Here is a 19,914-nt window from a genome sequence, read left to right as displayed (position 1 = left end):
GCAATGCGTAACAGTGTATCTGCCCGAGGGCGGGATACCTGTGGTTACGCGTATTCACCGCCAGTGTTACATACAGACATACCTCGAGGATTGAGCCATCCGTCGCCCGGTCTTCACAATGCCCAGCAACGCCGCCAGTGCGGCCCCGAGAGTGAAGCCACGACGTGACGTTCCGCCTGCTGCCCGCGACCCGCCGGGGTCGCCTGATACTGATCGCCCTGCTTGCCCTGATCGTTGCCGTGACCGCCTGGTGGTTGCTGCGCAAGCCCGCCACCCCGGCCGTGGCGACCTCCCCGGTCAGCCGCGGCGACATCGAACAGACGGTGGAAGCCACCGGCGTGATCGATGCCTACAAGCTGGTCAGCGTCGGTGCGCAGGCATCGGGACAGATCAAGTCGCTGAAGGTGCAGCTGGGCGATACGGTGAAGGAAGGCGATCTGATCGCCGAGATCGACGCCACCACCCAGCAGAACCAGGTCCTCAACGCCCAGGCCTCGCTGGACCAGGTCACCGCGCAGCGCGCCGTGCAGCAGGCCAGCCTGCGCCAGGCCGAACTGGAATTCGCACGCCAGCAGCAGATGCTGGCCGCCGAGGCCACTTCGCGCCAGGAATACGATGCCGCCGAGGCGCAGCTGAAGACCGCACGTGCCCAGCTGCAGTCCTACGAGGCGCAGATCAAGGGCCGCCAGACCGAGCTGGGCACGGCCCGCGCCAACCTGGCCTACACCCGCATCACCGCGCCGATGGCCGGCACCGTGGTGGCGGTGGTGGCGGAGGAAGGCCGCACCGTCAACGCCAACCAGACCGCGCCGACCATCGTCATGCTGGCGCGGCTGGACGTGGTCACCGTCAACGCCGAGATCTCCGAGGCCGACGTGGTCAAGATCAAAGCCGGCATGCCGGTGTACTTCACCACCCTGGGCGATCCGGACCGCAAGTACCACGCCACGCTGCGCCAGATCAATCCGGCGCCGGCCTCGATCGCCAGCGAGAGTTCGTCCAGTTCCAGCAGCTCGTCCAGTTCCAGCTCCAGCAGCGCGGTCTACTACAACGCGCTGTTCGACGTCGAAAATCCCGATGGCACGCTGCGCATCGACATGACCGCGCAGGTCTCGGTACTGCTCAAGCAGGCCAAGGGCGTGCTGATGGTGCCGGCGGTGGCGCTGGGGCCGAAGCGACGTGGCGATGAGCGCATGGTGCGGGTGCTGGACGACAAGGGCCAACCGCAGCCACGCAAGGTGAAGGTAGGCATCAACAACGGCGCCACGGCCGAGATCCTGTCCGGCCTGCAGGAAGGCGAGCGCGTGGTGGTCGGCGAAGCCAGCGCGGCGGCGGCCAGCGCCGGCGGTGGCAACCGGGGCGGCATGCAGATGCGGGTCGGCGCGCCGGGCATGGGCCCGCGCCGATGAGCACGACGGCGCCGCTGCTGCGCCTGCGCGACCTGCGACGCGAGTTCCCGGCCGGCGAAGAGGTCATCGCCGTGCTGCGCGACGTCAATCTCGACATCCATGCCGGCGAGATCGTGGCCATCGTCGGCCAGTCCGGCTCGGGTAAATCGACGCTGATGAACATCCTTGGCTGCCTCGACCGCCCCACCCGCGGCAGCTACCAGGTCGCCGGCCGGGAAACCGGAAAGATGGAGCCGGACGAGCTGGCCGAACTGCGCCGTGAGCATTTCGGTTTCATCTTCCAGCGCTACCACCTGCTGGGCGATCTGGATGCACGTGGCAATGTGGAGGTACCGGCGGTGTACGCCGGCAGCCCCGGCCCGGTGCGCAACGCCCGCGCCGAGCAGCTGCTGCAGCGGCTGGGCCTGGGCGACCGCATGCACCACACGCCGGGTCAGCTCTCCGGTGGCCAGCAGCAGCGCGTGTCGATCGCGCGTGCGCTGATGAACGGCGGCGAGGTGATCCTGGCCGACGAACCAACCGGCGCGCTCGACACGAAATCCGGCGAGGAAGTGATGGCCATCCTCGGCGAGCTGCATGCCGAAGGCCACACCATCATCATCGTCACCCACGACATGAGCGTGGCCGAGCACGCACAGCGGATCATCGAGATCCGCGACGGCGAGATCATCGCCGACCGTGCCAACCCGAACGCGCCAACCTACCGCGCTCAGCGCGAGGCCAGCACCGGTGTAGCCCGCGGCAACAGCTGGCGGGCAGCCCGCGACCGGTTCACCGAGGCGTTCCGCATGGCCCTGCTCGCGATGAACGCACATCGGCTGCGCACCTTCCTGACCATGCTCGGCATCATCATCGGCATCGCCTCGGTGGTGTCGGTAGTAGCGCTGGGCAATGGTTCGCAGCAGCAGATCCTGCAGAACATCAGCGCGCTGGGCACCAACACGATCGACGTCTACCCCGGCCGCGGTTTCGGCGACATGCGTTCGGCACGCGTGCAGACACTCAAGGCCAGCGATGCCGACGCACTGTCGCAGCAGAGTTACGTGGACAGTGCCACGCCCAGCGTGTCCAGTTCGGTCACCGCGCGCTACCGCAACCAGTCGGCCACCGCGCAGATCAGCGGCGTTGGCGAGCAGTATTTCCGGGTCAAGGGCGTAAGCCTGCTCAGTGGCAGCTTCTTCGACACCGATGCGGTGAAGGGACTGGGCCAGGTGGCCGTGATCGATGAGAACACCCGCACCCAGTTCTTCCCCGACAGCGACCCGATCGGTCAGGTCATCCTGCTTGGCAACGTGCCGGTGCGTGTGGTCGGGGTGGCCAAGAAGCAGAGTTTCGGTTTCGGCGGCAGCACCAGCCTGAGCGTGTTCGTGCCCTACACCACCGTGATGTCGCGCATGCTCGGCCAGAGCCACGTGTCCAGCATCACCGTGCGCGTGGACGATGACACCCCGATGGATGCCGCACAGGAAGCGATCACCCGCCTGCTGACCATGCGACACGGCACCGAGGACTTCTTCCTCAGCAACAGCGCCGAGATCCGCCAGACCATCGAGCAGACCACGCGCACGATGACCCTGCTGATCGGCGCCATCGCCGCCATCGCGCTGCTGGTCGGTGGCATCGGCGTGATGAACATCATGCTGGTGTCGGTGACCGAGCGTACCCGCGAGATCGGCGTTCGCATGGCCGTCGGCGCGCGGCAGAGCGATATCCGCCAGCAGTTCCTGATCGAAGCGGTACTGGTGTGCCTGCTCGGCGGCCTGCTCGGCATCGGCCTGGCCCTGCTGCTGGGCTCGATGATCGGCCGCTTCGCCAGCGACTTCCAGGTGCTGTTCTCCACCGCCTCGATCGTGGCCGCGTTCGCCTGCTCGACCCTGATCGGGGTGGCGTTCGGCTTCCTGCCCGCGCGCAATGCCGCGCAGCTCGACCCGGTCGAGGCCCTGGCCCGCGAATGAAGATGATGACCCGACTGCCCTTGCCTGCTCCCTCGCGCCTGCTGCTGGCCGGCGCCGTACTGCTCACCCTGTCCGGCTGTGCGTCGGTTGGCCGCTATCCGGTGGAAGACCCCGGCGTCGCCGCTACCTACGGGCGTGGCGATGCCCGCCTCAATGCGCCGGCCGACGACCCGCGCAGCAGCCTGGATACCCCGGGCCGCGATATCCGCCAGGACACCTGGTGGACCGGCTTCGGCGATGAACGCCTGGACCGCCTGGTAGCGCAGGCGCTGGCCGCCAACAGCGATCTCGCTGCCGCCGGCCTGGCCGTGCAGCGCTCACGCCTGCAGGCCGGCCTGGCCAGCAACGCGTTGTTGCCACAACCCTCGTCTTCGGGCGTGAGCGGCAGCGCCAGCCGCGCCACCGACCAGGCCGACGACTGGCGCCGCAGCTATTCCACCGGCGTTTCGCTGGGCTGGGAGGTCGACCTGTGGGGCCGGCTGCGCACCCAGCGCGACATCGCCCGCTGGGAAGCCGAGGCCAGCGAAGAGGACCGGCAGAACACGGCACTGCTGGTGATCGGTGATGCCATCACCCAGTACTGGAATCTGGCCTACCTCAATCAGTCGATCAGCACCGGCCAGGCCAACCTGGAACGGCTGGAGCGCACCCGCGAACTGGTGCAGGCGCGCTTCGATGCCGGTGCGGTCTCGCGCCTGGAAGTGCGCCAGGCGCTGCAGAACCTGCAGTCGCAACGGGCCTCGCAGAGTGCGCTGGAACAGCAGCGGGTGGAAGTGCGCAACGCACTGACCGTGCTGCTGGACGGCACGCCCTGGCCGCAGCAGGACGAGCCGCAGGATCTGCTGGCGGCACGCAGCCCGGGTATCGCCGAGGGCCTGCCAACCGACCTGCTCGGCCGTCGCCCCGACCTGCGCGCCGCCGAACTGCGCCTGCGCAACAGCCTGAAGACCATCAAGGTCACCGCCACCCAGTACTACCCGGCACTGAGCCTGACCGGCAACCTCGGTTCCAGCGCGACCTCGCTGGGCGATGTGCTGCGCAACCCGGTCGCCACGCTGGGGGCAGGTCTTTCGCTGCCGTTCCTCAACCTGCAGCGCGCGCAGCTGGATACCGATATCGCCGGCACCAGCTACCAGATCGCCGCCACCACCTTCCGCAGGACGCTGTATACCGCGCTCTCGGAAGTGGACAACGCGCTGTCCGCACGTGAACAGCTGGTACGCCAGGTGGCGGCCTCGCAGGCCTCGTACGACGAAGCGGTGGAAGTGGAACGCGCACAGGAAGTGCGCTACCGCGTAGGTGCCACCGACCTGCGTACGTGGCTGGAAGCACAACAGACCCGGCGTGACGCCGAGCTGTCGCTGGCGCGGGTGCGCCAGGGCCAGTTGAACAACGACGTGACCCTGTTCAAGGCGTTGGGCGGCAGCGCAGGGTGAGGCGATGCGGGGCTGCGCCCCGCACCCGCTGAAACAACGTCAACGTCAACAACGGGGCATTCCGTTGAATGGCGGGGGGTCCGGTGGCAGGGGACGCCGTGAACCCATCCTTGGGGGCTTGGTCGCCGCATCCATGCGGCTCACACCCCTGCCACCGGACCCACCCCGCCCTCGACCGCTTCCTGCGAGCTGTCGGAATGCCGTCATGCGCCGCTTTGGTAGGTGTCGACCTTGGTCGACACAATCCTTCCGTAGAGCCGAGCCTATCCTCGGCTGCTTTTTTGATCGGGAGAACGTGGTCAAAAAAAAGTGGTCAGATCCCTTTTCCCATTGGAAAAGGGATCTGACCCCGATCACATCGCGTCGGCGGATCAGCCGCGCTGGCGCACGGCCTCGAACAGGCTCACGCCAGCGGCGACCGAGACGTTCAGGCTCTCGATCTCGCCCGGCATAGGGATCTTGACCAGGCCATCGCAGTTCTCGCGGGTCAGACGGCGCAGGCCGTCGGCTTCGCCACCCAGCACCAGCGCGACATTGCCCTTCAGGTCCAGCGCGTACAGCGAGGCGGTCGCTTCACCGGCCAGGCCGTAGATCCACACGCCCTGCTTCTGCAGGTCCTTCAGGCAGCGCGACAGGTTGGTCACCGCCACCACCGGGATACGGTCGGCGGCACCGGCCGAGGTCTTGCGCACCGTGGCATTCACCGTGGCCGACTTGTCCTTGGGGATGATCACCGCGGTGGCACCGGCCGCAGCGGCCGAACGCAGGCAGGCGCCCAGGTTGTGCGGGTCCTGCACCTCGTCCAGCACCAGCAGCAGCGCCTTGCCTTCGGCAGCGGTCACCAGGCCTTCCAGCTCGTTCTCGCTGTAGGTACGGGCCGCGGCGTAGCGCGCGGCCACGCCCTGATGGCGCACCGAACCGCCGACACCGTCCAGCGCCTGGCTGTTGACCTTGCGCACATCGATGCCCTTGCGACGGGCATTTTCCTCGATCTCGGTCAGGCGCGGGTTCTTCGCACCGGCCTCGACCAGCACTTCGCGGACGTTCTCGGCGTCGTTCTCGATGGAGGAGGCGACGGCGTTGACGCCGACGATCCACTGGCTGTTCTTGCTCATGCGGGCGGGGACCGGAAAGGGGGTGGCTATGGTAGAGCATCGGCGGGCCGGGCGCTGCGGCGGCTCAACGGCCGCCGGGCGTGGCCCGGCGCTACACGCGCGTACGCGGCGGCCAGTGCGGGGTGTCGTGGTCGGGGTGCTGGTGGGACACGATCGCGGCCAGGAATGCCAGCGCGCCGACGTCGTCCTCGGTGCGCCGGGCCGGCAGGCTGCCCAGGCTGTCGACGAACGGCAGTTTGCGCTCCACCCCGTACTGGATCGTCGGCGGCAGGCGCTCGGGCTCGTCAAATGCGCCGGCGGCCACCGCCACGCCGTCCGGTGCCTCGTAGGTCAACGGCGTGCCGCAGTCGGCGCAGAAGCCGCGCCGCACGACGTTGGAGGACTGGAAGTAACGCGGTTGGCCGCGGGTCCAGCTGAACTGGACGCCACGCACCGACACCAGCGGCGCGTAATACGCGCCGAAGGCCTTCTGGCACATCCGGCAATGGCAGATCGAGCTGTCGGCCAGCTCGCCGCGCACCTGGAAGCGGATCGCGCCGCACTGGCAACCGCCGCGGTATTCGGGTTGGCCCTGCATGGTGGGTTCCTCCGAAACGTCGTGCCAACCAACGGTTGGCACCTGCCGGGTGAGGTGGGTGCCGACCGTTGGTCGGCACACCGTGGATGCTCAGCCGAGCATGGCTCGGCTCTACAGGTCAATACGCCTTCTTGGTGCGCTTGGCCGGCTTGCCTCGCTCGGGCAGCGGTGCCAGGCCATCGCCCTCTTCCTCGCCCTTGTGCTCGACCAGGCGGAAGTCGATCTTGCGTTCTTCCATGCTGGCCTTCAGCACCAGGATGCGCACACGGTCGCCCAACCGGTAGCTGCTGCCACGGCGCTCGCCGGTCAGCGTCTTGCGGGTCGCGTCGAACTTGTAATAGTCCTGCGGCAACTGGGTGACATGCACCAGGCCCTGCACCTTCGACTCATCCAGTTCCACGAACAGGCCGAAGCTGGTCACGCCACTGATCACGCCATCGAACTGGCCACCCACGTGCTTTTCCATCCAGGCCGCCCGGTAGCGCTCGTCCACTTCGCGCTCGGCCTCATCGGCACGGCGCTCACGCTCGGAGCACTGCAGCGCCAGCGCAGCCATCTCGCGGGCGTTGTAGGTGAACTTGTCCAGCGGCTTGCCCGACAGTGCGTGCTTGATCGCGCGGTGCACCAGCAGATCCGGATAACGACGGATCGGCGAGGTGAAGTGCGCGTACGCCTCCAGCGCCAGGCCGAAGTGGCCGTTGTTGTCCGGGCTGTACACCGCCAGGCTCTGGCTGCGCAGCAGCACCGATTCCAGCAACGTGGCATCAGGGCGGTCGCGGATCTTCTTCAGCAGCTTGGTGTAGTCGCCCGGACGCACCTTCGACCATGGCGGCAGGCTCAGCTTGAACTCCTTGAGGAATTCCAGCAGGTCGGCGTACTTGGTCTCCGGCGGCTTCTCATGCACGCGGTAGGGTGCCGGGACATGACGCGACAGCAGGTACTTCGCCGCCTCCACGTTGGCGGCAATCATGCATTCCTCGATCAGCTTGTGCGCGTCATTGCGCACCAGCATGCCGGCCTGGGTGACTTCACCGCGGTTGTCGAGCACGAAGCGGACTTCGCTGCTTTCAAACTCGATCGCACCGCGCTTGGCACGTGCCTTGGCCAGCACCTTGTACAACTGGTGCAGGCGCTGCACCTGCGGCAACAGGTCGCCGATGAAGGCCTTGGCGCCGGCATCGTCCTCGCCAACCGCCTGCCAGACCTGGGTGTAGGTCAGGCGCGCGTGCGAGTTCATCACCGCTTCGTAGAAGCGCGAGTGGGTGACCTGGCCGTCGCGGTCGATCTGCATGTCGCAGACAAAACACATGCGATCGACCTTGGGCATCAACGAGCAGATACCGTTGGACAGCGTCTCCGGCAGCATCGGCACCACGAAACCGGGGAAGTACACCGAGGTCGCGCGTTTCTGCGCCTCCTCGTCCAGCGGCGTGCCGGGACGCACGTAGTTGGAGACGTCCGCGATGGCCACCACCAGGCGGAAGCCATCGGCGTTCGGCTCGCAGTAGACCGCGTCGTCGAAGTCCTTGGCGTCCTCGCCGTCGATGGTCACCAGCGGCGTACTGCGCAGGTCGACGCGATCACCGATCATCGCCGGCTCGACCACCAGCGGCACCGAGGCGGCTTCGTCCAGCACCTCCTGCGGGAATTCGAACGGCAGTTCGTGGCCGTGGATGGCGGTCTCAACCACCAGCGACGCCGTCAGCTTGTCGCCCAGCACCGCGATGATGCGGCCGATCGGCGGACGGCGGCTGTCCGGTGCCTGGGTGAGTTCGCAGACCACCAGCTGGCCATCGCGTGCGCCACCGGTCTGGTCCGGCGGCACCTGCACGTTGCGCTGTATGCGCTTGTCATCGGGCACCACGTAGTTGATGCCCATCTCGATGCTGAAGCGACCGATCAGGCGGGTCATGCCGCGTTCCAGCACGCGGGCGATGCTGCCCTCGCGACGGCCGCGATGGTCGATACCGGTGACGCGGGCGAGCACCTTGTCGCCATGCATCACCTTGCGCATTTCATAAGGAGGCAGGAACAGGTCATCACCACCCTCGACCGGGCGCAGGAAACCGAACCCTTCCGGGTTGGCGATCACCACGCCGGTCACCAGGTTCAGCGTCTGGATCGGCGCGAAGCCGCCGCGGCGGTTCTGTACCAGCTGGCCGTCGCGGACCATCGCGCCAAGCCGGCGCGACAGCGCCTCGGCCCGGTCCGGTGCAGTCAGGCCCAGGCGTACGCCCAGTTCCTCGGCGGTCTGCGGCCCCTCGCAGCGTTCCAGCAGGGCCAGGATGGCCTCGCGGCTGGCGATGGGCTGTTCGTACTTCTCGGCTTCGCGGCTGGCATAGGGATCGTCGATCACCTTGCCGGTCGGCGGCAGCTTGCGGCCTGGCGCCGGACCCGGTGCATCCGCACTGCGGTTCTTGCGGCCGCGTGGGCCGCCGCCTTCATTCAATTCGGGGAACCAGCCCGGCAACGGCTTGCCCGGCTGGGTGGTGCGGGCTGCGCCCGGCTTGGCGCCCTTCTTCGGGGCCTGGCTGCGGGAGGTACTCCCGCCCTTGCTTGGTTTTTTGGTAGTCATCGCCTTACATGGTAGCTGTTGATGGCGTGCAGAACGGGTCAGCGGCGGCCGCGAAGGCATTGCATGAAAAATATTCAGGATGTCGTTGACACCCTGCGAATTCATCTTCACAATTGCGCCTCTGGAACGCCCAGGTGGCGGAATTGGTAGACGCACTAGTTTCAGGTACTAGCGGGTAAAACCGTGGAGGTTCGAGTCCTCTCCTGGGCACCAACGAAAAAACTCCTCGCTTCGGCGGGGATTTTTTTTGCCCGCGATCCGGCCCAGGGGGGCCGTAGGGTCCGATCACCCCGGATCTGCAAAAGGTGTTGACACTCCCGTAACAGCACCCCATAATCTCGCTCCTCGACGCCCAGGTGGCGGAATTGGTAGACGCACTAGCTTCAGGTGCTAGCGGGGGCAACTTCGTGGAGGTTCGAGTCCTCTCCTGGGCACCATGTCGAGAAAGAAAACAACCCGCGCAGGCGGGTTTTTTCTTGCCTGCGATTCGGGCTGCGTAGAGTCGAGCAAGCTCGACGCTACGCATTCGGGGGTCAGAACAGCGGTCGCAGCACCAGCTCCAGGCCCAGCAACAGCAGGAAGCCGAGGAAGCACGCACGGAACACCCGCGCGCTGATGCGCTGGCGGATCACCTGCCCCAGCCACATGCCCAGCAGCGCTGGCACCACGGCCAATGCACTCAGCCCCAGCTGCTGCACACCGAAGGCCCCATTGAGCATCAGCCCGGTCGTCAGCGAGATCGTCGATACGGTGAACGCCAATCCCAGTGCCTGCACCAGCTCTTCGCGCTGCAATCCCAGCGATTGCAGGTACGGCACCGCAGGCATCACGAACACACCGGTCGCCCCGGTCACTAGGCCGGACAACGCGCCCACCAGCGGCCCCAGCCAGCGCTCGCGCCGCGGCGGCACGCGGAACACTGGCGCAACCAGCGCATACAACGCGTAAATCACCAGCGCCACGCCCAACGCCACGCGCGAAACATCGCGATCGACCCGTACCAGCAACGCCGCCGCACCCACGGTCACCACCACCACCGCCAGCATCATCGGCCACAGCCGACGCAGGATGTGGCCAAGTGATGGACCGGACAGCAGCTGCCACGCGTTGGTGACGAACGTGGGAATGAACAGCATCGATGCCGCCGCCACCGGCGACAGTGCGCCACCGAGAAGACCCATCGCCACCGTCGGCAGGCCCATGCCGGTCACGCCTTTGACCACCCCGGCCAGCACGAACACCACCACCAGCAATCCATAGAAATACATCGTCTCGTTCATGCCGCCATTGGAGCGGGCGCAGCGCGGGCGCACAATGCGGTCTTCCCGGCCCCGCCTTCGGCTGACCCGAAGGCTCCGGATCTGCGATGAGGGCATCACATGCGGATGGATATTGCCGACCTGCGCCTGTTCCTGGCGATCGCCGACGCGGGAAGCATCACCGCCGGCGCGCAGCAGGCCAACCTGGCACTGGCTTCGGCCAGCGAGCGCCTGCGCATGATCGAAGCCGACGCCGGTACGGCGTTGCTGAACCGGCATCCACGTGGCATCAGCCTGACCGAAGCCGGTGCTGCCCTCGCCCACCATGCGCGCCTGATCCTGCAGCAGCAGGCACAGCTGCGTGGCGAACTGCACGCCTTCTCACACGGCGCGCGCGGCACGTTGCACCTGTATGCCAACACCGCAGCGCTGACCAACTACCTGCCCTCGCGACTCGCACCGTGGCTGGCCGAACGCCCGCGCCTGCATGTCGAACTGCTCGAGCGCACCAGCCCCGAAGTCGTACGCGCGATCAGCGCTGGCCAGGCTGAGGCCGGCATCATCAGCGATGCGGTCGACGCCGCCGGCCTGCAGCAGCACGTGGTGGCCGAAGATCCGCTGGTGATGCTGCTGCCGGCCGATCACCGCTTCGCATCGAGGCGCAGCGTGGCATTCGCCGACGTTGCAGGCGAAACCTTCGTCGCCCTCGCAGATGGCAATGCACTGCAGACCTACATCGAAGACCAGGCCCGCGCGATCGGCCACCGCCTCGACGTGCGCATCCGCATGAAGACCTTCGAAGGCGTGTGCATCATGGTCGGCCACGGCATCGGCGTCGGCATCGTGCCGCGGACCATCGCGCGCCAGCATCGGCGCAGCACGCACACGGTTGGCATACCGCTCTCCGATGCGTGGGCACAACGTCGCCTGTGCGCGTGTTTCGCCGAGTGGACGCAGCTGTCACCGGCGATGCGCAGCCTGCTGCATCACCTGGGCGTGCAGCCGCAGAAAAAAGTGTGAAATGTTGTTGACACATCCTCTGTCGTTCCCCATAATTCGTCTCCTGAGTCGCCCAGGTGGCGGAATTGGTAGACGCACTAGCTTCAGGTGCTAGCGGGGGCAACTTCGTGGAGGTTCGAGTCCTCTCCTGGGCACCATGACTCAGCAAATGATCAAACCCGCGAAAGCGGGTTTTTTCATGTCCGGCGTTTGCCCGGATCACGCGATTGCGATGCCCATCCACGCATGGCGTGGATGCATCCCGGTAGCGCCGGGCCATGCCCGGCGGAATGCACGCACAAACAAAAACCCCGCCTTCCGGCGGGGTTTCTGCATCTGCATCCAGTAGATCCACGCCACGCGTGGCTGCATCTGGCGGGAAAGCCGCCGGGCGCGGCCCGGGGCTACCACGAAGCAGATCGATCAGTGCCCGCCACCCGCCGCGGCACCGGCGCCCGCACCGAACGGCGGCTTGGCCAGCCACAGGAACGCGATGATCGCCAGGAAGATCCAGCCCAGCAGGAAGAAGATGTCGTTGAAGCCCATCTGCGACGCCTGGTGGTTGATCATGTTGTTCAGCACCGCCGCGCCATGTTGCAGGTCGCCCTGCCCCATCGCGGCCACCTGGTCCTGCATGCCCGGCTGATAGGCCGAGATATGTTCGGTCAGGTCCGCATGATGCACCTGGGTACGGCGTGCCCACAGCCACGTCGTCAACGATGCAGCGAAACTGCCGCCCAGCGTACGCAGGAACGTCGCCAGGCCGGAACCGGCCGCAATCTCGCGACCATCCAGGTCCGACAGCAGGATCTGCAGCACCGGCATGAAGAACAACGCCACACCAATACCCATGATCAGCTGCACGCCGGCAACGTGCTGGAAGTCCACCTGCAGGTTGAAGCCCGAACGCAGGAAGCTGGTCATCGACAGCACCACGAACGCGATCGTGGCCAGCATGCGCATGTCGAAACGCGAGGCGTACTTGCCCACGAACGGTGTCATGATTACCGGCAGGATGCCGATTGGTGCCGTCGCCAGGCCCGCCCAGATCGCGGTATAGCCCATGTCGCGCTGCAGCCACTGCGGAATCAGCAGGGCCACGCTGAAGAACGCCGCATAGGCCACCACCATCGCCAGCGTACCGGCGCGGAAGTTGCGGTGCCGGAACAGCTTCAGGTCGACGATCGGATCCTTGTCGGTCAGTTCCCAGATCAGGAACACGGTCAGGGCTACCACCGCAACGCAGGCCAGCACCACGATCTTCATCGACGAGAACCAGTCCTCATCGTTGCCCAGGTCGAGCACCAGCTGCAGTGCACCCACACCGATCACCAGGGTGACCAGGCCGACGTAGTCCATCTTCGGCTTCTCGATCTGCTCCGGGCGACCCTTCAGCTGGTTGCCCACCACCAGCGCGGCGAAGATGCCCAGTGGCACGTTGATCAGGAAGATCCATTCCCAGCTGTAGTTGTCGGTGATCCAGCCACCGAGGATCGGGCCACAGATCGGCGCCACCACGGTGATCATCGCCAGCAGCGCCAGCGCCTGCCCCCGCTTCTCGCGTGGATAGATCGAGACCAGCAGCGACTGCGTGATCGGGTACATCGGGCCGGCCACGAAGCCCTGCAGCGCGCGCGACAGCACCAGCATGCCCATGCTCTGCGCCAGGCCGCACAGCAGCGAGGTGATGACGAAAGCCAGCGTGGCCCAGACGAACAATTTGCGTTCGCCGAAACGGCGGCTGAGCCAGCCGGTCAGCGGCAGCGCGATGGCCGTGCTGACCGCGAACGAGGTGATGACCCAGGTCGCCTGCTGCGAACTGGCACCGAGGTTACCGGCGATGGTCGGCAGCGAAACGTTGGCAATGGTGGTGTCGAGCACCTGCATGAACGAGGCCATCGCCAGGCCCACGGTGCACAGGGCCACGCTCGGCGGCAGGAACCCGGAGGCCGCACCCGGCGCCGCCGGAGCGCCGGGCGCGGCTGGAGCTTGTGCGGACATGGCGACCTCAGCCCGCCTTCGCCTGCTGCTGCGGCAGGTTGCCCTGGATGATCGTGTGGATCACCTCATCGGCATCATGCAGCTGCTTGGCATATACATCGGTGTCGAACACCGTGCCCTTGGCGGCAGCGCTCGGCAGCACTTCACCCTTCTGGTCACGCAGACTCACTTCGGCCTTCATCGACAGGCCGATGCGCAGCGGATGCTCGGCCAGCTGCTTGGCATCGATGGCGATGCGCACCGGCACGCGCTGCACGATCTTGATCCAGTTGCCGCTGGCGTTCTGCGCCGGCAGCAGCGAGAACGCCGAACCGGTGCCCAGGCCCAGGCTCTGGATGCGTCCCTTGTACTTCACGTCACCGGCGTACAGGTCCGACTTCAGCTCCACTTCCTGGCCCAGGCGCATGTGGCGCAGCTGGGTTTCCTTGAAGTTGGCCTCGACCCACATCTGCTCGGTCGGCACCACGGCCATCAGTGCATTGCCCGGCTGCACGCGCTGGCCAACCTGCACCGAACGACGGGCGACATAACCGGTGACCGGCGCGACGATGCCGGCGCGGGCGTTGTTGAGGAACGCCTGGCGCAGCTGCGCGGCGGCGGCCTGCACATCCGGCTGGGTGGCGATCACGGTGTCGTCGACCAGCGCGCGGTTGCGCTCGACGGTCTCGCGCGAACCGGCCACGGCCGCTTCGGCTGCCGCCAGCTCATCACGGGCGTGAGCCAGTTCTTCGTTGGAAATGGCACCGGTGGCGGCCAGGTCCTTGCGGCGGGCGAAGTCGTCACGCACGCGCTTCAGGGTCACCTGGCGGGCGTTCAAGTCAGCCTGCGCGCCTTCCACGCTGCGGTACAGACCGCGGGTCTGGCGCACCGTCTTGGCCAGGTTGGCTTCGGCCTGCTGCAATGCCACCGAGGTATCGGACGGGTCCAGCTGCACCAGCAGCTGGCCGCGCTCGACGCGCATGCCGTCATCGGCATTGATGGCGACCACGGTACCGGCCACCAGCGGGGTGATCTGCACCTGGTTGCCCTGCACGTAGGCATCGTCGGTCTCTTCGAACCAGCGGCCGAACATGAAGTACCACAACGCCAGTGCGGCAAGCAGCAGCACGACGATGACGAACAGGCCGCGCAGCAGGAAGCCGCGGCGGTTGGAGGCGGCCGGGGCCGCGGTGTCTTGGGTCTGGCTCATGGCGGGCGTCTTCAGGAATGCGAGGAATCGGAAGGGGAGGCGATCGGTGCGCGGTCAGCGTCGGTGGGCTGGAAACCACCGCCCAACGCCTTGCTCAGGCGCACCGAGGTCTGCACCTGCTGCGACTGCAGGCCGACCAGCTGCTGCTGCGACTGCAGCAGCGTGGACTGCGCGGTCAGCACGTCCAGGTAGCTGCCGATGCCGGCGCGGTAGCGCTGCTGGGCCAGGTCGAACGCTGCGCGCGAGGTGTCCACCGCCTGCTGCTGCGAGTGCGCCTGCTGGGCCAGCGAGCGCACCGCATTGACCTGGTCGGCTACATCGCGCAGCGCGTCGAGCACGGTCTGGTTGTAGTTGGCCACCGCCAGGTCGTACTGCGCATCGGTGTTGGACAGGTTGGCGCGCAGCTTGCCGCCCTCGAAGATCGGCAGGCTCAGCGCCGGGCCAATGTAGGCAAAGGTGGAACTGCTCTTCAGCAGGTCACCCACGTTCGGGGCGACCACGCCGGCCAGCGCGGTCAGGTTGAAGCTGGGGTAGAACTTGGTCTTTGCGACCTTGATCTGCTTGTCGGCCGCTTCCACGCGCCAGCGCGCGGCGACGATGTCGGGGCGGCGGCCTAGCAGTTCGCTGGGCAGCACGCCCGGCAGCTGCAGGGCCAGCGGATTCAGTGGCTGCGGGCGCTGGATCGACAGGCCACGGTCCGGGCCCTTGCCGACCAGTGCGGCCAGCGCGGTGCGCGCTGCGTCGATGCGCTGCTGTGCGGCCTGCACCTGCTGCTGCGCGGCCGGCACGCGGGCCTCGGCCTGGCGCACCTGCAGGTCGCTGTCGATGCCGGCGCGGCGACGCTGGCGGGTCAGTTCCAGCGACTTCTGCGAACGGGTCAGCTCTTCCTCGGCCACGTCATTGAGCTGCCAGGCGTAGGCCAGGTCGGTATAGGCCTGGGTGATTCCGGTGGACAGGTTCAGACGCGCGGCCTGGGCTTCGACCGTGGCCGCGTGGGCGCCGTCCACGGCCGCTTCCCAGGCAGCACGCTTGCCGCCCCACAGATCCACGCCATAGCTGAAATCAAAGGCGACCTGGCTGCTGCCGCCGTAGCGGCCGCCCATCTCGCTGCCGACCATCGACTCGGGCAGGCGCAGACCGGTATAGCCACCGGACACCGACAGGCTGGGCAGCTCATCGGCACGCGCGGTGCCAACCTGGGCCTGGGCCTGGCGCAGGCGCGCGTCGGCGGCATCCAGGCTTGGGTGGCCGGCCAGGCCTTCGGCGACCAGCCCATCCAGCTGCGCGTCGCCCAGCGCCTTCCACCAGTCCTGGGCCGGGAAGCCGGTGGCGCTCAGGTCGCTGTCGGCCAGGGTGCGTTCGCTGTGCAGGTTGTCCACGTCGAGCACATGGCCCTGCGGGGTGAGGCCACGGCTGCTGGCGCAGGCGGCCAGAGCCAGGGCCAGCGCTGACACCAGCAGCGCGCGCCCGGACCGGCGAAGAGTGGGATGCGGGATCGGGTTCATGGGGTCGTCAGGGAATCGCGGATTCGGGTGAGGAGAGACAGCAGCAGCGTGCGCTCGTCGGCGGAAAGATCACGTAGTGCGTAATCCATCACCGCATCGCCACGCAGCTTCAACCGCGCCCACAGTGCGCGGCCTTCATCGGTCAGCACGATCTGCAGTGCCCGGCGATCCTGGGCATGCGGCTCGCGGCGGACACAGCCCAGCGCCTCCAGCTTGTCCAGCAGGCGGGTCACCGCGCTGGGCACCTGGTCGATGGCCTGGGCCAGTTCGTTGGCGGTACAGGGGGCCATGTGCGAGAGCACCTTCAGCCCGATGTAGTGGGTGAAGCCGATACCCAGATCTTCTTCAGCCATGGACGCGTCGAGTTGCCGGACCAGGCCGTCGCGCACCTGGCGCAGCAGCAGGCCGAAGCTGGGGGGAGTGGTTGCGGGACAGATCATGGGGGAGCATTCTCTTCCAAAAAAAATATTTCTCAATGGAAATATTCGATCTGGCATCGAATGCTGTGTTGCAGCAGTGGGCTGGATCGGTGAAGGCGCCTACCTTAATGATCTGGTCAGGTGGCCCGGTAGTACAATCCAGCCAATGGATGACACTTTTCAGCCAGCGGATATGATGAACAAGGCAGAAATTCCGGCTCCCAAACGCCTGCTCAGGGATGAAGCACTGGACTGGTTCGACCGCAACGACGGCCCGCCGGTCATCGCATTCCGCTTCGACAGCCCGCAGGGGCTGGCCCGCGAGGTGGACTGGCACCACCACCAGCGCGCGCAACTGATCTGCGTCGAACGTGGCCTGTTGACCACCCGCACCTCCCATGGCACCTGGTCGCTGGCGCCGGGCTCGGCCGGCTGGATGCCGCCGCTGGAGCCGCATACCGTCACCCTCGACGGCCCGTTGCGCGGTTGGGGCATGGCGCTGGCCGCACCGGCGTGCGCCGCCCTGCCCTCCGATCCCTGCGTGCTGGGCTTGTCCAAGCTGGCCCAGGCGCTGGCCGACCGCATCTGCGAATGGACGCTGGGCGAGGCCACCACGCCCGAACGCCAGCACATCATCGATGTGCTGCTGGACGAGATCCGCACCGCGCCACGCCAGCGCATGCACCTGCCGATGCCGCACGACCGGCGCCTGCTGAGGATCGCCTCGCAGCTGCTGGCCGACCCGTCCGACGAGCGCAGCCTGGCCGAATGGGCGCATTGGGCCGGCCTGTCACCGCGCAGCCTGACCCGCCACTTCCGCGACGAGACCACGCTCAGCTTTGCCCAGTGGCGGCAGCAGGCCCGGCTGTCCGAGGCCCTTCGCCAGCTGACCGACGGCCGCAGCGTGGCCGATATCGCCCACGCGCTGGGCTTCAGCAGCGCCAGCGCCTTCGTCACCGTGTTCCGCCGCCACTTCGGCCTGCCGCCGGGGCGCTACCTGGCGCGCGCCGGGCATGGCCTGGAAACCGGGCTGGACCCTGCACGCGGCTTGGCATCCCCGGCCGCATCCGGATAATCACAGGATTGCGAGCGGCGACCGCCGTCGCCGCCGCCCGACATAGGTAACAACGCCGCATGACCGAACTTGCCCGCCCCGCGTTCCACGGATTCGAACAACTGCCGCTGCGCGAGTACGCCGAACGCGCTTACCTGGACTACTCGATGTATGTGGTCCTGGACCGTGCCCTGCCGTTCATCGGCGACGGCCTGAAGCCGGTGCAGCGCCGCATCATCTATTCGATGAGCGAGCTGGGCCTGAATGCCGCGTCCAAGCCGAAGAAGTCGGCGCGTACCGTCGGTGATGTCATCGGTAAGTACCACCCGCATGGCGACAGTGCGTGCTACGAAGCGCTGGTGCTGATGGCCCAGCCGTTCTCCTACCGCTACCCGCTGATCGAGGGCCAGGGCAACTTCGGCTCCAGTGACGACCCGAAGTCGTTCGCGGCGATGCGCTACACCGAATCCAAGCTGACTCCGATCGCCGAAGTGCTGCTGGGCGAACTGGGCCAGGGCACCACCGACTGGGCACCGAACTTCGACGGCACCCTGCAGGAACCGACCTGGATGCCGGCGCGGCTGCCACACCTGCTGCTCAACGGCACCACCGGCATCGCCGTGGGCATGGCCACCGACGTGCCGCCTCACAATCTCAACGAGATCGTCAGCGCGCTGCTGCACCTGCTGGACAACCCCGAGGCGACCGTGCGCGACCTGTGCGAGCACGTGCAGGGCCCGGACTACCCGTCCAGTGCCGAAATCATCACCGCCGCCAACGATCTGCGGAACATGTACGAGACCGGCAACGGCAGCGTGCGTGCGCGTGCGACCTTCACCAAGGAAGCCAACAACATCGTGGTCACGGCGCTGCCGTTCCAGGTGTCGCCGTCGAAGGTGATCGAGCAGATCGCCGCGCAGATGCGCGCCAAGAAGCTGCCGTGGCTGGAAGACATCCGCGATGAATCCGACCACGCCAACCCGGTGCGGGTGGTGCTGGTGCCGCGCTCCAACCGCGTCGACGCCGAGCAGCTGATGGGCCACCTGTTCGCAACCACGGACATGGAGCGCAGCTACCGCGTCAACCTCAACGTGATCGGGCTGGACGGCCGTCCTCAGGTGAAGAACCTGAAGATGCTGCTCAGCGAATGGCTGGTCTTCCGCAGCAACACCGTCACCCGCCGCCTGCAGCACCGCCTGCAGAAGGTCGAGCGCCGCCTGCACCTGTTGGAAGGCCTGCTGGTCGCCTTCCTCAACCTGGACGAGGTGATCCACATCATCCGTACCGAGGACGAACCGAAGGCGGCGCTGATCGCGCGTTTCGGCCTGTCCGACGACCAGGCCGAGTACATCCTGGAGACCAAGCTGAAGCAGCTGGCCCGCCTGGAGGAAATGAAGATCCGTGGCGAGCAGGACGAGCTGGCCAAGGAACGCGACAAGATCATCGGCATCCTCGACAGCAAGACCAAGCTGAAGAAACTGATCCGCGACGAGTTGACCGCCGATGCCAAGAAGTTCGGCGATGCCCGTCGCTCGCCGCTGGTGCAGCGCCAGGCCGCGCAGGCCATCGACGAGACCGAGCTGGTGCCGAGCGAGCCGATGACCGTGGTGTTGTCGGAGAAGGGCTGGATCCGCGCCGCCAAGGGACACGACGTCGATGCGTCGGCGCTGTCCTATCGTGATGGTGATGCCCTGCAGGGCGCGGTGCGTGCGCGCAGCACCCAGCAGGTCGCCTTCCTCGACAGTGAAGGCCGTGCCTACTCCACGCCGGTGCATACCCTGCCTTCGGCACGCGGCAACGGTGAGCCGCTGACCGGCCGCTTCTCGCCGGCGCCGGGCACCAGCTTCGTGACCCTGGCCAGCGCCGAACCAGATACCCGCTTCGTGCTGGCTTCGACCCATGGCTACGGCTTCGTCACCCGCTTCGAGAACCTGATCGGCCGCAACAAGGCCGGCAAGGCGATGCTGAACCTGTCGGCCGGTTCGGCGGTGCTGACCCCTTCGGTGGTCGCCAACGTCGCCACCGACCGCATCGTGGCCGTGACCAGTTCGGGCAACCTGCTGGCGATCGCCGCCAACGACCTGCCGGAACTGGACAAGGGCAAGGGCAACAAGATCATCGAGATCCCCAAGGCCAAGCTCGCCACCGAGCGCGTGGTCGCGATCGTGGCGATCAGCCCGGGACAGACCCTGCAGGTCCGCAGCGGCCAGCGCACCATGGGGCTGAAGTTCAACGAACTGGAAGCCTACCTCGGCGCCCGTGCCACCCGTGGCCATCTGCTGCCGCGCGGCTGGCAGAAGGTGGAAGGGCTGTCGGTGGAATGAGGCACCGCCTCCGGTAGGTGCCAACATTGTTTGGCACGCTCCCCGGACGTCAGACACGAAAAAGCCGGGGCATTCCCCGGCTTTTTCGTTGTCGGCT

The 19,914-nt window shown here is 66.9% G+C and carries 14 protein-coding genes and 3 tRNA genes; 9 read left to right on the top strand and 8 right to left on the bottom strand.

The window, feature by feature from the left end:
• Positions 1-164 precede the first annotated feature (164 nt).
• Genes ABH900_RS09350 through ABH900_RS09340 form a run of 3 tightly spaced genes read left to right on the top strand, consistent with a single transcriptional unit; the run spans position 165 to position 4,800 of the window.
• Positions 165-1,409 (top strand): efflux RND transporter periplasmic adaptor subunit, encoded by a 1,245-nt coding sequence (locus ABH900_RS09350; protein WP_429622613.1) that lies wholly within the window; start codon positions 165-167, stop codon positions 1,407-1,409.
• Positions 1,406-3,364 (top strand): MacB family efflux pump subunit, encoded by a 1,959-nt coding sequence (locus tag ABH900_RS09345; protein ID WP_429622612.1) that lies wholly within the window; start codon positions 1,406-1,408, stop codon positions 3,362-3,364. The genes ABH900_RS09350 and ABH900_RS09345 overlap by 4 nt, the downstream gene beginning before the upstream one ends.
• On the top strand, positions 3,361-4,800 hold the full coding sequence (locus ABH900_RS09340; RefSeq protein WP_429622611.1) for an efflux transporter outer membrane subunit: 1,440 nt from the start codon (positions 3,361-3,363) through the stop codon (positions 4,798-4,800). Before ABH900_RS09345 ends, ABH900_RS09340 begins: the two co-directional genes overlap by 4 nt.
• 371 nt (positions 4,801-5,171) lie before the next feature.
• On the opposite strand, the gene rlmB is transcribed toward ABH900_RS09340, so the two are convergent.
• The 3 genes from rlmB to rnr form a co-directional block, all read right to left on the bottom strand.
• Entirely contained in the window at positions 5,172-5,915 is a 744-nt protein-coding gene (gene rlmB / locus ABH900_RS09335) for a 23S rRNA (guanosine(2251)-2'-O)-methyltransferase RlmB (protein ID WP_197582630.1), read from the bottom strand.
• A gap of 91 nt (positions 5,916-6,006) precedes the next feature.
• The gene (locus ABH900_RS09330; protein WP_429622610.1) at positions 6,007-6,492 is read right to left on the bottom strand and encodes a GFA family protein; all 486 of its coding nucleotides are present in this window, start codon (positions 6,490-6,492) and stop codon (positions 6,007-6,009) included.
• A gap of 118 nt (positions 6,493-6,610) precedes the next feature.
• Complete coding sequence (gene rnr / locus ABH900_RS09325) at positions 6,611-9,067, bottom strand: ribonuclease R (protein ID WP_429622609.1); 2,457 nt, start codon at positions 9,065-9,067, stop codon at positions 6,611-6,613.
• A 128-nt stretch (positions 9,068-9,195) separates the two neighbouring features.
• On the opposite strand from rnr, the gene ABH900_RS09320 reads away from it, so the two are divergent.
• Both ABH900_RS09320 and ABH900_RS09315 read left to right on the top strand, forming a co-directional pair.
• Positions 9,196-9,280 (top strand) — tRNA-Leu (locus tag ABH900_RS09320).
• A gap of 137 nt (positions 9,281-9,417) precedes the next feature.
• Positions 9,418-9,504: transfer RNA gene (locus ABH900_RS09315), tRNA-Leu, on the top strand.
• A gap of 96 nt (positions 9,505-9,600) precedes the next feature.
• On the opposite strand, the gene ABH900_RS09310 is transcribed toward ABH900_RS09315, so the two are convergent.
• A complete protein-coding gene (locus ABH900_RS09310; RefSeq protein WP_429622608.1) occupies positions 9,601-10,347 on the bottom strand; it encodes a sulfite exporter TauE/SafE family protein in 747 nt (248 codons plus the stop codon).
• Positions 10,348-10,446: 99 nt separating this feature from the next.
• Here ABH900_RS09310 and ABH900_RS09305 point away from each other — a divergent pair, with 99 nt between their 5' ends.
• Both ABH900_RS09305 and ABH900_RS09300 read left to right on the top strand, forming a co-directional pair.
• Positions 10,447-11,346, top strand: coding sequence for a LysR family transcriptional regulator (locus ABH900_RS09305; protein ID WP_429622607.1), 900 nt, complete (start codon positions 10,447-10,449; stop codon positions 11,344-11,346).
• 50 nt (positions 11,347-11,396) lie between these two features.
• Positions 11,397-11,483 (top strand) — tRNA-Leu (locus tag ABH900_RS09300).
• Between the two features lie 265 nt (positions 11,484-11,748).
• Here ABH900_RS09300 and emrB read toward each other — a convergent pair.
• From emrB to emrR, 4 genes are read right to left on the bottom strand one after another with little or no spacing between them, the layout of a single operon-like run.
• Positions 11,749-13,326, bottom strand: coding sequence for a multidrug efflux MFS transporter permease subunit EmrB (emrB, locus tag ABH900_RS09295; protein ID WP_429622606.1), 1,578 nt, complete (start codon positions 13,324-13,326; stop codon positions 11,749-11,751).
• 7 nt (positions 13,327-13,333) lie between these two features.
• Positions 13,334-14,515 (bottom strand): multidrug efflux MFS transporter periplasmic adaptor subunit EmrA, encoded by a 1,182-nt coding sequence (gene emrA / locus ABH900_RS09290; protein WP_429622605.1) that lies wholly within the window; start codon positions 14,513-14,515, stop codon positions 13,334-13,336.
• Between the two features lie 11 nt (positions 14,516-14,526).
• Positions 14,527-16,020, bottom strand: a complete 1,494-nt coding sequence (gene emrC / locus ABH900_RS09285; protein WP_429622604.1) for a multidrug efflux transporter outer membrane subunit EmrC — start codon at positions 16,018-16,020, stop codon at positions 14,527-14,529.
• The gene (gene emrR, locus ABH900_RS09280; RefSeq protein ID WP_005408766.1) at positions 16,017-16,460 is read right to left on the bottom strand and encodes a multidrug efflux system transcriptional regulator EmrR; all 444 of its coding nucleotides are present in this window, start codon (positions 16,458-16,460) and stop codon (positions 16,017-16,019) included. The genes emrC and emrR overlap by 4 nt, the downstream gene beginning before the upstream one ends.
• Before the next feature lie 172 nt (positions 16,461-16,632).
• On the opposite strand from emrR, the gene ABH900_RS09275 reads away from it, so the two are divergent.
• A complete protein-coding gene (locus ABH900_RS09275) occupies positions 16,633-17,514 on the top strand; it encodes a helix-turn-helix domain-containing protein (protein WP_429622603.1) in 882 nt (293 codons plus the stop codon).
• Positions 17,515-17,573: 59 nt separating this feature from the next.
• The gene (gene parC / locus ABH900_RS09270; protein ID WP_429622602.1) at positions 17,574-19,817 is read left to right on the top strand and encodes a DNA topoisomerase IV subunit A; all 2,244 of its coding nucleotides are present in this window, start codon (positions 17,574-17,576) and stop codon (positions 19,815-19,817) included.
• The last annotated feature ends 97 nt before the right edge of the window (positions 19,818-19,914 follow it).

The organism is Stenotrophomonas sp. AN71 (assembly GCF_050435725.1).
Taxonomy (GTDB): domain Bacteria; phylum Pseudomonadota; class Gammaproteobacteria; order Xanthomonadales; family Xanthomonadaceae; genus Stenotrophomonas.
The sequence above is the reverse complement of the archived record's forward strand: the minus strand, read 5'-3'. Positions and strand labels throughout refer to the sequence as shown.